This is a genomic window from Lachnoanaerobaculum saburreum DSM 3986, assembly GCF_000185385.1.
GTDB lineage: Bacteria > Bacillota > Clostridia > Lachnospirales > Lachnospiraceae > Lachnoanaerobaculum > Lachnoanaerobaculum saburreum.
In genome coordinates this window covers 2,393,614-2,408,371 of the sequence record NZ_GL622296.1, presented here as the reverse complement: position 1 = coordinate 2,408,371, position 14,758 = coordinate 2,393,614, and the positions used below count along the sequence as shown (strand labels likewise).

The 14,758-nt window shown below is 36.6% G+C and carries 15 protein-coding genes and 1 pseudogene; 10 read left to right on the top strand and 6 right to left on the bottom strand.

Going from position 1 to position 14,758, the window contains the following annotated elements:
- The first annotated feature begins 1 nt into the window (after position 1).
- Positions 2 to 778 (top strand): hypothetical protein, encoded by a 777-nt coding sequence (locus HMPREF0381_RS11015; RefSeq protein WP_154647101.1) that lies wholly within the window; start codon positions 2 to 4, stop codon positions 776 to 778.
- The gene (gene yiaK, locus HMPREF0381_RS11010) at positions 768 to 1,787 is read left to right on the top strand and encodes a 3-dehydro-L-gulonate 2-dehydrogenase (RefSeq protein WP_040461414.1); all 1,020 of its coding nucleotides are present in this window, start codon (positions 768 to 770) and stop codon (positions 1,785 to 1,787) included. Before HMPREF0381_RS11015 ends, yiaK begins: the two co-directional genes overlap by 11 nt.
- 119 nt (positions 1,788 to 1,906) lie before the next feature.
- On the opposite strand, the gene HMPREF0381_RS11005 is transcribed toward yiaK, so the two are convergent.
- Positions 1,907 to 2,275 carry an EamA family transporter gene (locus HMPREF0381_RS11005; RefSeq protein WP_008752055.1) on the bottom strand — a complete coding sequence of 123 codons (369 nt, stop codon included), beginning with the start codon at positions 2,273 to 2,275 and terminating at the stop codon, positions 1,907 to 1,909.
- Positions 2,276 to 2,284: 9 nt separating this feature from the next.
- On the bottom strand, positions 2,285 to 3,226 hold the full coding sequence (locus HMPREF0381_RS11000) for a LysR family transcriptional regulator (protein ID WP_008752054.1): 942 nt from the start codon (positions 3,224 to 3,226) through the stop codon (positions 2,285 to 2,287).
- A 152-nt stretch (positions 3,227 to 3,378) separates the two neighbouring features.
- Between HMPREF0381_RS11000 and HMPREF0381_RS10995 the strand changes: the two genes are divergently transcribed.
- The 8 genes and pseudogenes from HMPREF0381_RS10995 (at position 3,379) to relB (ending at position 11,049) form a co-directional block, all read left to right on the top strand.
- Complete coding sequence (locus HMPREF0381_RS10995; protein WP_008752053.1) at positions 3,379 to 4,233, top strand: aldo/keto reductase; 855 nt, start codon at positions 3,379 to 3,381, stop codon at positions 4,231 to 4,233.
- 64 nt (positions 4,234 to 4,297) lie between these two features.
- Positions 4,298 to 4,963, top strand: a pseudogene (locus HMPREF0381_RS10990) (enolase C-terminal domain-like protein); the annotation flags it as partial.
- A gap of 181 nt (positions 4,964 to 5,144) precedes the next feature.
- On the top strand, positions 5,145 to 6,362 hold the full coding sequence (locus HMPREF0381_RS10985) for an ABC transporter substrate-binding protein (protein ID WP_040461412.1): 1,218 nt from the start codon (positions 5,145 to 5,147) through the stop codon (positions 6,360 to 6,362).
- A 2-nt stretch (positions 6,363 to 6,364) separates the two neighbouring features.
- A complete protein-coding gene (locus tag HMPREF0381_RS10980) occupies positions 6,365 to 7,063 on the top strand; it encodes a GTP-binding protein (protein WP_008753892.1) in 699 nt (232 codons plus the stop codon).
- Complete coding sequence (locus HMPREF0381_RS10975) at positions 7,060 to 8,094, top strand: ATP-binding cassette domain-containing protein (RefSeq protein WP_040461411.1); 1,035 nt, start codon at positions 7,060 to 7,062, stop codon at positions 8,092 to 8,094. The genes HMPREF0381_RS10980 and HMPREF0381_RS10975 overlap by 4 nt, the downstream gene beginning before the upstream one ends.
- Complete coding sequence (locus tag HMPREF0381_RS10970) at positions 8,052 to 8,723, top strand: Crp/Fnr family transcriptional regulator (protein ID WP_008752048.1); 672 nt, start codon at positions 8,052 to 8,054, stop codon at positions 8,721 to 8,723. The genes HMPREF0381_RS10975 and HMPREF0381_RS10970 overlap by 43 nt, the downstream gene beginning before the upstream one ends.
- 149 nt (positions 8,724 to 8,872) lie before the next feature.
- Positions 8,873 to 10,723, top strand: coding sequence for a hydroxylamine reductase (gene hcp, locus HMPREF0381_RS10965; protein ID WP_008752047.1), 1,851 nt, complete (start codon positions 8,873 to 8,875; stop codon positions 10,721 to 10,723).
- A gap of 101 nt (positions 10,724 to 10,824) precedes the next feature.
- Positions 10,825 to 11,049 carry a type II toxin-antitoxin system RelB family antitoxin gene (gene relB / locus HMPREF0381_RS10960; RefSeq protein WP_008752046.1) on the top strand — a complete coding sequence of 75 codons (225 nt, stop codon included), beginning with the start codon at positions 10,825 to 10,827 and terminating at the stop codon, positions 11,047 to 11,049.
- 64 nt (positions 11,050 to 11,113) lie between these two features.
- Here the strand turns inward: relB and HMPREF0381_RS10955 are convergent, their stop codons facing one another.
- From HMPREF0381_RS10955 to HMPREF0381_RS10940, 4 genes are read right to left on the bottom strand one after another with little or no spacing between them, the layout of a single operon-like run.
- On the bottom strand, positions 11,114 to 11,767 hold the full coding sequence (locus HMPREF0381_RS10955) for an alpha/beta hydrolase (RefSeq protein ID WP_008752045.1): 654 nt from the start codon (positions 11,765 to 11,767) through the stop codon (positions 11,114 to 11,116).
- Position 11,768: 1 nt separating this feature from the next.
- Positions 11,769 to 12,818 (bottom strand): ABC transporter substrate-binding protein, encoded by a 1,050-nt coding sequence (locus HMPREF0381_RS10950; RefSeq protein ID WP_008752044.1) that lies wholly within the window; start codon positions 12,816 to 12,818, stop codon positions 11,769 to 11,771.
- Between the two features lie 17 nt (positions 12,819 to 12,835).
- A complete protein-coding gene (locus HMPREF0381_RS10945; protein WP_008752043.1) occupies positions 12,836 to 13,591 on the bottom strand; it encodes an ABC transporter ATP-binding protein in 756 nt (251 codons plus the stop codon).
- Complete coding sequence (locus tag HMPREF0381_RS10940) at positions 13,591 to 14,622, bottom strand: FecCD family ABC transporter permease (RefSeq protein ID WP_008752042.1); 1,032 nt, start codon at positions 14,620 to 14,622, stop codon at positions 13,591 to 13,593. Before HMPREF0381_RS10940 ends, HMPREF0381_RS10945 begins: the two co-directional genes overlap by 1 nt.
- Positions 14,623 to 14,758 lie beyond the last annotated feature (136 nt).

Genomic DNA, 14,758 nt, shown 5'->3' with positions numbered 1-14,758 from the left:
TATGGAAGAACAGTTCGCTAATTTAAAGCCTATTTTTTATGGGATTTTTGGAAAACAAAAAAATATAGTCTATGAAAAACCTAAATTTGCAGAAAGAAAAATAGCAGATATGTTAAAGGAGTTATCTAAAATATCACTTTTAGATTGGGAGAGGTATGCTTTTTCAAGGGATCCTTTAGTAGGGAGAATTTCGCCGTATAAAAGAAAAGAGTATATGCAGAAGTCATGGGAATGCGGTATGGAGTGGGCCGATAGATTAAAAAGCGAATATGGAAATTTATCTGCAGAAGATTTGGCAAAAAAATTGGGAATGGAAACAGAATATCCGATTTTACCTGAAAATACAGACCGGGTTTTATTTGCCGAGTTTAGAGAACCGAATAATATAAAAATTTATATGGATGCTGTAAATAAAGCAAAAAAATATTTGTTTGATGGAGATATAAAAGGAATATTTTGCGATGCAAATATAGTAGACATACTATTACTTCATGAGCTTTTTCATAGCATAGAAGAAAAATATAAAAAAGAAATTTATACAAGAGTTGAGAAAATTGAGTTGTGGTCAATTGGATTTTTTCATTATAAATCTAATATTATTGCATTAAGTGAGATTGCCGCTATGGGATTTGCATACAAATATTCAAAAATTACTTTTTCACCATATATTTTAGATGTATTACTTGTTTATGGGTATTCACAAAACGAGGCATCAGGTCTTTATGAAGAAATAATGGAATTAGTGGATGATAATGAAAGGAAACATGATGAGCGTTAAAGTAACTTTTGAGATATTAGAAAATACAATAAAACAAGCATTTTTAAATGCCGGATTAAATGATGAAAAAGCAGGTATTTGTGCTAAAATTCACACAGAGTCAAGTGCTGACGGAGTAGAAAGTCATGGTGCAAACAGAGTACCGCGATTTGTTAAATATGTTAAAAGGGGATGGGTCAATCCAAATGGAGAGCCTGAGTTAGTCGGCAAAAAGGGTTTGGCGGAAAATTATGACGGTAATTTGGGTCCGGGAATAACCAATGCAATTTTTTGTACAGACAGAGCAATCAAACTTGCCGATGAACATGGTATAGGCTTAGTCACACTTAATAATACCACACATTGGATGCGTGGTGGTACCTATGCTTGGAGAATGGCTGAAAGCGGTAAAATAGGTATAAGTTGGATCGCAACAGAAAGTTGTATGCCTATGTGGGGGAGCGATGAACCCGGAATAGGAAATAATCCATTCTGTATGGCAGTGCCGAGAGAAAATGGTGAAATAGTACTTGATATGGCGATGAGTCAGTACGCTTATGGAAAGCTGGGGGTCTATAGATTGGCAGGAAAACAGTTACCATATCCGGGAGGTTTTGATGAAAACGGAAATTTGACTTCTGATCCGAGTGCTATAGAAAGGTCTAAAAGAATACTGCCGACAGGTTATTGGAAAGGTACATCTATGGCATTGGTACTTGACTTAGTTGCATCTGCACTGGCAAATGGAAAAACAGGTTCAGATCTTGATGATGAAAAAAGAGGAAGTTGTACCGGTTGTTGTCAAATATTTATAGCAATTGATCCCTATTTATTTGGTGATAAGGATACTGTTCAAAAGAAATGGGATGATAGGGTAAAAAAAGCAGATTTGTCACATCCTATTGATTCAAGCCATCCGGTAAAATGTCCCGGTGAAAATACACTGCAAAGAAGAAGTATCAGTATGCGAGAAGGGATAAATGTAGACGAGAAGATATGGGAACAGATACAGACATTGGCAAAAATATAGAGTAGAAATGTGACATTAAGTGCATTTTTATAACCAAATGATATATATTTTCACTTATTTAAATAGGCTGTATCGCATTTGTTAGTGATACAGCCTATTGATATATAATGAAAAGAATATCACTTTTTCAATACCTTCGGCAATACCTCGGACAATACAAATGAAAACATTATAATAACACCACCTATAAACAGATTCAGCGTAAATGCCTCATGCAATATTATTATTCCCATAAATGCAGCCATTACACTCTCAAGTGAAAGCAATATACCGCTTGTAGTGGCTGATACATGTTTCATCCCATAGAGTATAAGAAAGAAAGGTAGAGTAGTACACAGGATAATCAGATATATAAGCTGAAATCCGTCTTTAAAGGTTATATAGAATTTGTGGTCTTTAACAAAAAACAATGTTAAAATTATTCTGTAAGATTTATTATAGACTATATTTTGGTAAGACGGTATCGGCTTAAAACATATTTTGATCACAATATCATACTATTTGTCAATAAGTGCATATTGTGATAATTCACCACTATAGTATAATTTACAAAGCTCTATCAAATATTTTTCAGACTTTGTCAGATATCCGCCTTTCAGATATGATATACATCTGGTCCAATATCTGGCAGGTGAAAGTGAAAAAAATATTATATCATTTGTATTATTTATATAAGATTCAGGTATAAAGCCAAGACAAATCTGTTGTTTGACCATATTTAATACAGTCGGTGTACTGGATGTTACAAATAAAACTTTTGGAGTGAATGAAGCTTCTTTAAAACATAGATCTATAATATCTCTTATCAAAGTATTTGTAGACATAAGTACAAAATTTTCTTCGGCCAGTGAATTTAAGTCAATTTGTGGGTATTTGTTATCGGAAACAGCATTTATAGTTTTTAAGACAGGATTTGATGATGGAACACCGACAAGTATTTGTTCAGTGTGCAGGTCTATAAATTCAAGACTGTCTTTTAACCCTATATCCTCTGAATATATGCTCAGTGCTATATCCACTTCTCTGTTTAGCAGCAGCTGTTCCATGGCTTTTACTCTTGTCTCGGTAATTTTGAAGGTTATATTAGGATATTTTGCATGAAAGTAAGGATAAATATTTGCAAATAAAGTTGCTCCTTGTTCAGGAGTATAGGTCAGAGATATTTCGCCATAATCCTCATTAGCAATGTCACGTATTATCTTATAAGTGTCTTCTTTCATTTCAATCATTCGCTTAGCTGTATTTATATATATTTTCCCGGACAATGTCGGAACCATAAACGGATGCCTTCTGTCAAAGAGTTTTGTGCCCAACTCATTTTCAATTTTTAAAAGCTGTTGGTTTAGTGCTGATTGAGTAATAAAAAGCCTGTTTGCAGCCTTTGATATATTTCTTTCTTTATCTATAGCTATAATATATTCCAATTGCTTTAAATCCATATATACTCCGTTAGTTAGTTTATTTAAGAGAGTATAACACAAAACAACAGTAAAATTAAGATATATGATAAAAAAATATCAATTATTGAATTATGAATATTAATGGTTATAAAATATCCATGTTATATAGTATAGGCATTTAGGAGGCGTTTATGAATAATACTGTAAAATTAAAGAATGGGGTAGTTGTACCTGCACTTGGGCAAGGAACATGGTATCTGGGTGAGAGTAAAGCAAAAAGAAAAGATGAAATAGAAGCTATACAGACAGGTATAGACCTTGGTATGACACTTATAGATACAGCTGAAATGTATGGTAGCGGTAGAAGTGAGGAATTGGTAGGAGAAGCTATAAAGGATTTTGACAGAGAGAAACTTTTTCTGGTTTCAAAAGTACTACCGAGCAATGCGAATAGAGCAAATATGCGTAGAGCTTGTGAAAACAGCATTAAAAGAATGAAAGTTTCATATCTGGATTTGTACTTGTATCATTGGAGAGGGAGTACTCCACTAAGAGAAACAGTTGAATGTCTTGAAGAACTTGTAAAAGAAGGATTGATAAAATCTTGGGGTGTATCAAACTTTGATATAGATGATATGGAAGAACTTTATAATATTCCAAATGGGAAAAATTGTATGGTAAATCAAGTGCTTTATCATACAGGTTCAAGAGGTATTGAGTACAGCTTGTTGCCATGGATGATTGAAAATGATGTAAATCTTATGTCATATTGTCCACTTGCACAGGCCGGAAGTCTTAGAAGAGGGTTGTTTAATTCAGAGGTATTAAAGAAAATAGCAAAAAAACATGAGTGTGATATTACACAGGTGATGCTTGCATGGAATATTAGAAACGGAAAGACTATAGCAATACCGAGAACAGGCAACAAGTCTCATACCATATTGAATGCAGGTGCTGATAAGATTTTACTTGATGAGGATGATTTTAAGGCAATTGACAGTGTATTTACACCACCTACAAGAAAAGAACCGCTTGATATTCAATAGTTGAAAAGAGCTGCCACAGTAATGTGACAGCTCATTTTTAGTGTATAAATATTGATATAATTCCAAATTTCCGAATGCCAGAATAGACCTTGATCCGAACGGTGGCTGGTTGCTTGAAGAAGCTGTAGAGTATGTTAAGGATATGCATGGTATACTTACATACTGTGAGGATCCATGTGGTGCAGAGGGTGTATACTCAGGAAGAGAGATTGTATCCGAGTTTAGAAGAAGAACAGGCTTCCCCACTGCTACAAATATGATTGCTACAGATTGGAGAGAAGTGGGACATTCACTTGAGTCACAAGCGGTAGATATTATATTGGCCGATCCGCATTTTTGGACAATGTCAGGTTCGGTAAGGGTTGCACAGATGTGTCATGACTTTGGATATACTTGGGGAAGTCATTCAAATAACCACTTTGATATATCACTTGCAATGTTTACACAGGTAGGTGCCGCCGTTCCGGGTAAGTACAATGCACTTGATACACACTGGATTTGGCAGGAAGGTATTGAGAGACTTACAAAAGAGCCGCTTCAGATTGTAGACGGATGTGTGGCTGTTCCTAAGAAACCGGGGCTTGGTATAGAAATAGATATGGATCAAGTACTTAAAGCTAATAAGCTTTATAATGAGCATTGTCTTGGTGGAAGAGATGACTCTGTTGTAATGCAGTATCTTATCCCGGGATGGAAATTCAATCCAAAGAAGCCTTGTCTTTTAAGATAATAGATTTTAAATAAATATAATTTGGAGCCAAGCTGTATATGCAACTTGGCTTTTTAGTGTATAAGTAAAACACAATAAATACTTTCTCATTTAACAATAGTTACAGACTTTTTTATATATAAAAATTAGAATGAAAACACTTACAGATATCCATAGGGATTTAGATTGTAAAGGAGAATATATGAACAAATATTTTGATATAAAAGATAAAGTATATGATGTGACCGAGAAGTATCCTGAACTTATAGAGGTGCTTGCAAATGCCGGATTTGAAAATCTAAGGAACGACATGATGAGAAAATCCATGGGGAAGTTGTTAAGCATTGAGGCGGCACTTAAGAGTAAGAATATAAATGTGGATGTTTTCGAGAGGCAGTTAGTAGAGGCTATCGAGAGAAAGTCGGATATGACTGATACTAATGGTGTTGTAAGAAATGTGGACGAAAAAGCTAAAGTATCCATAAAGGGTATTTTGCCATGCCCTGTAAGGATGCAGTTTATTGAAAGCTTTGAAAAGTTTGTAGAGAGCCGTGACTATAAGATAAATTATAACCTCAATGCGGCAAGTATGGGTATGGAGGCTATAGAGGATGAGATACTGAATGCAAAGGATGAAAATGACCTTTCAGATATATATATGTCGGCAGGTTTTAACCTTTTCTTTGACAAGAAGTATATGGGCAAGTTTAGAGATAAAGATATATTTGTAGACCACAGAAGTGGGGAATTAAATAAATCTTTAGATAATGAAAATATTTCGTTAAGGGATCCGAAGGGAGAATATTCTATAATAGGTGTTGTTCCGGCTATATTTATTGTAAACAATGCTGTATTAGGTGACAGGAAGGTACCGGCATCATGGGAAGACCTGTTCGATAAGGAATTTGAAAACTCCATAGCACTCCCAACATCGGATTTGGATATGTTCAATGCAATAATGCTTGGAATATATTCAAGGTATGGCAGGGAAGGTGTAGAGGCTCTTGGCAGAGGGTTGCTTAAGTCAATGCATCCTGCACAGATGGTAAAGTCAGGTTCAAGAAAAGATATCGACACTCCGACTGTCAGTATTATGCCATATTTTTTCTCAAAGACTATCAAGGAAAATTCAGGTCTTACTGTGGTTTGGCCAAAGGACGGTGCTGTTATAAGTCCGATATTCCTTTTGACTAAAAAGAAAAATTATGAAAACAGCAAACAGCTTATAGATTTTCTGTTTTCAAAGCAGGTGGCAGAGGTATTGGGTGCAGACGGAAAGTTCCCACAGACCAATAGTGAATATGACAATAAATTGGAAGAAAGTCAAAGTTTCCTCTGGGCAGGATGGGATTTTATTCACTCAAATGATATAGGTGAGATTTTGAGCAATACTGAAAAGTGGTTTTTTGGAGAGGAATAGATATGAATTTAGTTATATTTTCAGGTCCTCCTTCTTCAGGAAAGACTTCGGTTATTTTAAAGACTATTGAAGCTATGCAGGGTAGAGGGATAAAGGCGGGAGTAGTAAAGTTTGACTGCTTATATACAGATGATGATGTTATATATGAGAAGGCAAATATTCCGGTAAAAAAGGGACTTTCAGGCGGACTTTGTCCTGATCATTTCTTTGCATCAAATATAGAAGATGTGGTGAAATGGGGAAATGAGCAAAAACTTGATTTGCTTATAACAGAATCCGCAGGACTTTGTAATCGCTGTTCACCATATATTACCGATATAAAGGGAGTATGTGTGATAGACAATCTTTCAGGTATAAATACACCGAAAAAGATTGGGCCGATGTTAAAGGCGGCAGATATTGTAGTTATTACAAAGGGTGATATAGTAAGCCAGGCAGAGAGAGAAGTGTTCAGCGGTAGAGTAAGTGCAGTGAACCCGAAAGCTATGGTCATGAATGTAAACGGACTCAGCGGTCAGGGAGCTTTTGAACTTTCTACCTTAATATATGACAACAATATAGATATAAAGTCGGTACAGGGAATGAAGCTGAGGTTTGCAATGCCTTCAGCTATGTGTTCTTATTGCTTAGGTGAGACCAGAATAGGTGAAGATTATCAGCTGGGAAATACAAAGAAGATGCAATGGGAGGACAGAAAATGAGTGAATTAAAGTTAAAAGAATTACTGGAAAAATACCCCTTTGTTGCAGATTTTTTTGACAGTACAGGATTTTTTATAGATGACGATTTAGAACTGACATTTTCAGAGTTTTTGAATAAAATATCTGAAGAAGAGTTGGAAGAAAAGGCAATAGACAGGGATGAAATAAAAATCCAACTTGACATATTCATCAAACAAATGTTACAATTCCTTGGTGATAATAAGGAAATTATAGAAAGTTTAACTATTTTTCCCGGTCATAACAAAAGTGGAGAAAAAGAAAAATTTCAAAAATTAGACATCTTTTCTTCACAAATTGTGTCTATAGTTGGAGCTACAGGATCCGGAAAGAGTAGATTGTTGGCTGATATTGAATGGGCAGCACAAAATGATACCCCTACCGGTCGTACCATATATATAAATGGAAGGAAACCGGATCCGAAGTGGCGATATTCGACAAATAATAAATTGGTTGCGCAACTTTCGCAAAATATGAATTTTGTTATGGATCTTACAGCCCGTGAATTTATAACTATGCATGCTGAAAGCAGAATGATTGAGGATATCGAAGATACGGTTGAGAAGATATTGCATGAAGCAAATAAGCTTGCAGGAGAAAATTTTGCACCTGAGACTGCGGTTACAGCTCTAAGCGGAGGACAGTCCAGAGCCCTTATGATTGCAGATACTGCAGTGCTCAGCTCTTCACCAATAGTTTTGATAGATGAGATAGAAAATGCCGGAATAGACAGAAAAAAGGCACTTGACCTTTTGGTTTCACAGGATAAGATAGTTCTTATGGCTACTCATGACCCTCTTTTGGCGTTGATGGCAGATAAAAGAATAGTTATCAAAAATGGTGGAATAGACAAAATAATAGAGACTACGGCAAAAGAAAAAGAAGTTTTAGTGCAACTGGACAGTATTGACGGAATTATGCAAGAAGCGAGAAAAAGACTGCGTGCGGGTATGACGCTTGAAGGAGAGTTATGTCAGGAAGTTATACACAGTCCCCACTCTTTAGGGGAATGACTGAAGAAGAGATAGAACTTTGCTTAAAGGAGGCAAAGGCGGATATTGTCGGATTCAGAAAAGGTGAAATGATATTCAATCAGGGAGATACACCGAGATATATTACAATGCTTGTTGAAGGCAGCGTATCTATAGGTAATGATTCTATGAGTGGAAAGAGGAGCATTTTGGGAATGTTTTCAAATCCCGGAGAGCTGTTCGGAGAGGTGTTCCTTTTTTTGAATTATAATGAATATGTGAACTATGCTTATGCCGGTTCACCCAGTAAAATTTTAGAGATACCGAAAGAGTATCTTACAAAATCCGGTGCAAATCCGTCACCGTTTAAGAGTAAGATGCTGTCAAATATGCTTACAATTTTTGCCGAAAGAACCTACTATCTGAATAACAGGTTACAGGTACTTTCATGCTCAACATTAAGGCAAAAGATTGCAAGATTTATATTACAAAATATGAATGAAAGAGACAGAGTAACTCTAAAGATGAGTAGAGAAGAGTTTGCAGACTTTTTGAATGCGGCTAGACCGTCTCTTTCAAGAGAACTTATGAAGATGCAGGATGACGGCTTTATAAAGGTAGTCAGAAAAGATTTGATTGTAAAGAATCTTGAAGGATTAAAAAGTATTTAAATAAAAACAATGCTCGGTAATGTAAGTTACAGTTTTTAGAATTTTAATCTGATATTATAAGGCCATGCAGTGATGCAGAAGGTGAAAATTAAATCTGTAAGTCAGATTGCTCATAGACTGAATTTCAGTCAAGTAAGAGGAGGTATAAATTGGAAAATAAAATGTTTTGTTACCAGTGTCAGGAGACAGCAGGTAATACAGGATGTACACAGGTAGGTGTATGTGGTAAGAAACCGGAAGTTGCAAATATGCAGGATTTACTTATCTATGTAAGTAGAGGTATATCAGCTGTAACAACAAGACTTCGTGCAGAGGGCAAGGAAGTAAGCAAGGAAGTAAATCACCTTGTTACATTAAACCTTTTTATCACAATTACAAATGCCAACTTTGATAATGATGCTATTATAGCAAGAATTAAGAAGACTCTTGAAGTTAAGAAGGAGCTTTTAAACGAGCTTTCAAATAAGGATAATCTTCCGCCGGCAGCTCTTTGGGAGTCATTTGATGAGAGTGAATATCCGACCAAGGCGGCTACAGTCGGTATTCTTACTACAAAGGATGAGGATATCAGAAGTCTTAGAGAACTTATCACATATGGACTTAAGGGATTGTCGGCATATTCAAAGCATGCAAATGCACTGCTTCAGGATGACGGTGAGGTTGATGCGTTCTTACAAAGAGCTTTGGCAGCTACACTTGATGACAGCTTAAGCGTAGACGACTTGGTGGCTCTTACACTTGAGACAGGTAAATATGGTGTGAACGGTATGGCTTTACTTGATAAGGCTAATACTACAGCTTACGGTAATCCTGAGATTACAACTGTTGATATCGGTGTCGGTAAAAATCCGGGTATCCTTATTTCAGGACATGACTTAAGAGATCTTGAGATGCTTCTAAAGCAGACACAGGGAACAGGTGTGGATGTATATACTCACTCAGAGATGCTTGCAGGTCAGTACTATCCGGAACTTAAGAAGTATTCAAATCTTAAGGGTAACTACGGTAATGCATGGTGGAAGCAGAAAGAAGAGTTTGAGAGCTTCAACGGACCGATCCTTATGACTACAAACTGTATAGTTCCGCCTAAGGCAAGCTATATTGACAGACTTTATACAACAGGTTCAGCAGGATATCCGGGTTGCAAGCATATTCCCGGTGATATCGGTGAGGAGAAGGATTTTTCAGAGATTATAGAGCAGGCAAAGAAATGTGCACCTCCGACAGAGATCGAGAGCGGCAGCATTGTAGGCGGTTTTGCACATGCTCAGGTTTTTGCACTTGCAGATAAGGTTGTAGATGCTGTCAAGTCAGGTGCTATTTCAAAGTTCGTTGTAATGGCAGGTTGTGACGGACGTTCAAAGGCAAGAAATTACTATACAGATTTTGCAAAGGCACTCCCAAAGGATGCGGTTATCCTTACAGCAGGTTGTGCTAAGTATAAGTACAACAAGCTTGAGCTGGGTGATATCGGCGGTATTCCAAGAGTTCTTGATGCAGGTCAGTGTAATGATTCTTACTCACTTGCAGTTATTGCGCTTAAACTTAAGGAAATCTTCGGTCTTGATGATATCAATGATCTTCCTCTTGAGTTCAATATTGCATGGTATGAGCAGAAAGCTGTTATCGTTTTACTTGCTCTACTGTACTTAGGTGTAAAGAATATTCACCTTGGACCGACACTTCCGGGATTCCTTTCTCCAAATGTAGCTAAGGTTTTGGTTGAGAACTTCGGTATCGCAGGTATCGGAACAGTTGAAGATGATATCGAGCTTTTCTTCGGCAAGGTTGAGAAGGAAGTGGCTGACGGTAAGTACAATCCTGATATGCTTATCGGTGAGGTTCTTGCAGAGAATCCGGAAGCAGCAAGTGTTCTTATGGATATAGGTATGCACTGTCTCGGATGCCCGTCATCACAGATGGAGTCACTTTCAGAGGCTGCTATGGTACATGGTATCAATGTAAATGAGCTTATAGACAGATTAAATATGCTTGGATAATAATATATAATGACCTCCCGGTGCTTGCCGGGAGGTTTTTGAGTTGTTGAAAAAGTGGGTATCTGTGGTATAATTTAACTATAGGTATCGGGAGGTGAGATATGTCTACAATAAGTGTAAGAGTTCCTGATAAGGAATTGAGTATTTTTGAAGAATATGCAAAAGCCAACAATAAGAGTTTATCAGAACTGATAAGAGAAATTATGATTGAGCATATAGAGGATGAATACGATAAAAAAATATTTGATGAATATGAAGATGATAAAAGACAAGGAAAATTAAAGATATATTCACATGAAGAGGTTTGGAAAGAACTTGGAGTATGAGATATACTGTTGAATATACAAATAGTAATGTAGCCTAAGAACTTGAGATTCTTAGGCTACATTTTTATTGTTTTAAATTTTCTTTCAGCCAATCAATAAGTTTCTCATATCTTCCGGTGATATTTTCGTGGTGTCCGTATTCATCAAAGGTAGAGGTGAGATTATTCAATCTGTCACTTAGAAGTTTGTGAAGTTTGGCGGAAAGTATCGGTGAGCTTGAAAGTATATTGTTGTGTTTACCGCCCTCAGTCTTGCCGTTTTGCAAATAAAGAGATGCTTTTGTATTAAGTACCTTATGGTTCTCACAATAATCAAAAAATTGCGGATACCAAAACGAGCCGCAGAGTGAAAATATAATACTCGGAGCGGTAGTGTTATACAGACTGTATACCGCCGCCAATCCGCCAAGTGAGTAGCCTCCGTAGGCGATTTTACTTTCATCAATACTGTACTTACACAATAACTCCGGAAGCAAATACTCAAATACCTGTGAGTGATATTCATCCAGTTTTCCGGCGAAATCAGGCATAGAGGGTTTCAGATTATGTGCCTTCCAAGGTGTGAAGGCATCCGATCTGTTTTGTGGTATCAACCCCACAAGTATAGCTGTATCTTTTAAATCTCCAAGATAATTTATCTCACCGTCATTTAAAAGAATAAGTGGATATTTGTTTCCTTCATTATAATTGTTCGGTAAGGATATTTTTGTATCTAACATACTACTTATTTAAGAATGAATTTATATCTTCCAACGCATTGATTGAAGAAGTACCGTAATCCATTAACTCATCATATGATATAGTCATAATCTTGTCATTCTTTATTGCAGGAACCTCGGAGATAACCGCATTGGCTTTCATAAGGTCGACCGCCTTGGCATCAAGTTCTTTGTTTCGGTCACTTGTAACATAGATTATAACTTCAGGGGACATGGTAACCAAGTTTTCAAGAGTGAGATCTGATGTACCTGTTGCAACATTTGTATATCCGAGTGTATTAAGAATACTCTCCTGCAATGCGGATTTGTATGCACCGAAGGTCTGATCGTTGTATGCACACATAATAAGAGCGTTCTTTAATTCGCCGGTATTAGCCTTGTTTGCAGCTGTTACAGTATCGATTCTTTTTTGCAATTTATCTGCATACTCATTTGCTTTGTCCTGTATATTGAAGATGATACCTATATTTTTTACATCGTCAATAACGCTTTCAAGACTTTGCTTCATATTTGAAACGGAAGCTTTTTGAGTGTATACAGGTACTCCGTTTTGATTCCATGTATCCACACTGCCGAGAGATTTATCTGAGAACATCATATTTCTTCCGATAAGTATATCAGGTGTGTTTGAAAGTACCACTTCCTTTGATACGCTTTTTTTATCTCCGATATGAGGTATGGAAGAAACGGCTGCGGCATAATCAGAGCTTACTTCATTGTCGGGATTAAGCATTCCCACTATTTTATCCTGCAACCCCAGGTCTATAAGCAATTCGGTAGAAGATAAATTGTTTGTGATTACTCGCTCCGGAGCCTTGTCAAATACTTGTGATATCTCCTTGCCGTCCGCATCATATGTTGTTACTGTGACAGGATATGAGGTTTCTTTAGTGCCTGCGGTGCTTTCGGACTTACTCTCTGCTACAGTGCTTTCAACGGTTGTTAAAGCCTGCTCTGAAGAGGTACTTTTTTTTGTATCATTAGTGCCGCCGCATCCTACAATTGCAAGTGCTATACAAGTTGTTAAAGTTAAGTTTAGAATCTTTTTCATTATTTTTTCCTTTCATTTTAGATATATTCAATCATGGCTTGGTTGTCATCAGACCATGATATTTTACAATTTACTCCATATACGTCTTTCATTGAACTTTCTGTGACTGTTTGTCTCGGTATGCCCTCGTACTTTATTTCACCTCCTTTCATAAGAAATAAATAGTCTGAAAACTTACATGCCAATTGAATATCATGAAGTACCGCAAGTACATTTATATTAAGCTCTTTTATAATATGAAGTATTTCAAGCTTATATTTGATATCCAAATGGTTTGTAGGTTCATCAAGCAAAAGCAATGAAGGTTTTTGTGCTATAGCACGAGCCAGAGCCACTCTTTGCTTTTCACCTCCTGAAAGAGAGGAGTAGGAGCGGTTTGCCTTATCAAACATTCCCACATCTTTTAGGGCGGCTTTTACAATATCAAAATCATTTTGTTTTTCAGACTGCAAAAAACTTATATGTGGACTTCTGCCAAGCATAACGATATCCTCCACATTGCAGTCAAAATTTATTTCATTGAACTGTGCCACCACAGCCATCTCTTTTGCAGAGTCCTTCAGTCTGATATTTTCAATATTTTTATTGTTTAATAAAATCTCTCCAAAGGTCGGCTTTAATACTCTGTAAATACTCTTTAAAAGAGTTGTTTTTCCACAGCCGTTGGGACCGAGTATTGTAAAAAACTTATTTCCGGAGACATTCAGAGATACATTTTTTAATATCTGCTTGTCCTTTATGGAATAGGATATATTTTTACAAGTTAAATCCATTATCTTTGACCGCCTTTCTGATTTTTTATAACAATATATATAAAGAAAGGTCCGCCGACCAGTGAGGTAAATATACCTATAGGTAACTCCGCCTTGTCTATAAGGCATCTGGCAAGTATATCGGCCCACAGCACAAACAGACTTCCAAGCATAGCCGAGAGCGGAATTATTTTTTTGTGGTCGGTGCCGATCAGAATGCGTGATATATGTGGGGTGATAAGTCCTACAAAACCTATAATTCCGCATTTTGCTACAAGAACTCCTGTAATCATTGATATAAACAGCATATATATAAGCCTGTAACTTTGAAGGTTTATTCCAAGTGTTATTGCCACTTCATCTCCCATAAGCATAGTATTCATTGTGCGGTACTGTGTCATAAAAAAGATAAGTGAGATGAGTACCACAAAAAGCGGAAGAAGAATATCTGCCCATTTTGCACTTGCCAGTGATCCCATAGTCCAAAACTTGATAGTCATCATACTGTCGGAGTTTGCTCCTATGGATATGATGAAGTTTGAAAATGCACTGAATAAAGCGTTTACAACAGCACCTGAGAGTATCAGGCTCGTTGTAGTAATCTTTTTACCTATGGATGCGATGAACATAACTATGGCTGTGGATATAACAGAGCCGAAGAATGCACCTATTCCGGTCATTGATTTAAGTCCAAGTATTATAAAGAATGTTGCACCGAATGTGGCGCCGGCAGAGATACCTAGAATATACGGTTCTGAAATAGGGTTATTTACAGTGGTCTGCATCACCGTTCCGCAGAGTGCCAGCCCCACACCTGCTATAAGCCCCATAATCACTCTGGGTATTCTTATATTCCATACAATAGCCATAGTAGATTTTGATAAGTCTTCCACACTCATATGGAAGAGATTTGATTGTATGGTGGAGTAGGTATCTTTCAGGCTTATTCTTACAGCGCCGAGAGATATACCTGAAAGCAGTGAGGCTGTCAAGGCTATAAAAAGCACAATCAATAATATATTAAACTTTATATCGGTCTTATTCCTTGTCATAAGAATCCTTTCTTTTTAAAATGGTTAGATACTACTAACAGCATATAAATTATAGTTGCATTTAATTAAATTTCAATATAGTATAATATAAAGATATGGACTATTATTAAAAATATAATCCATAGAAAGGTGTATT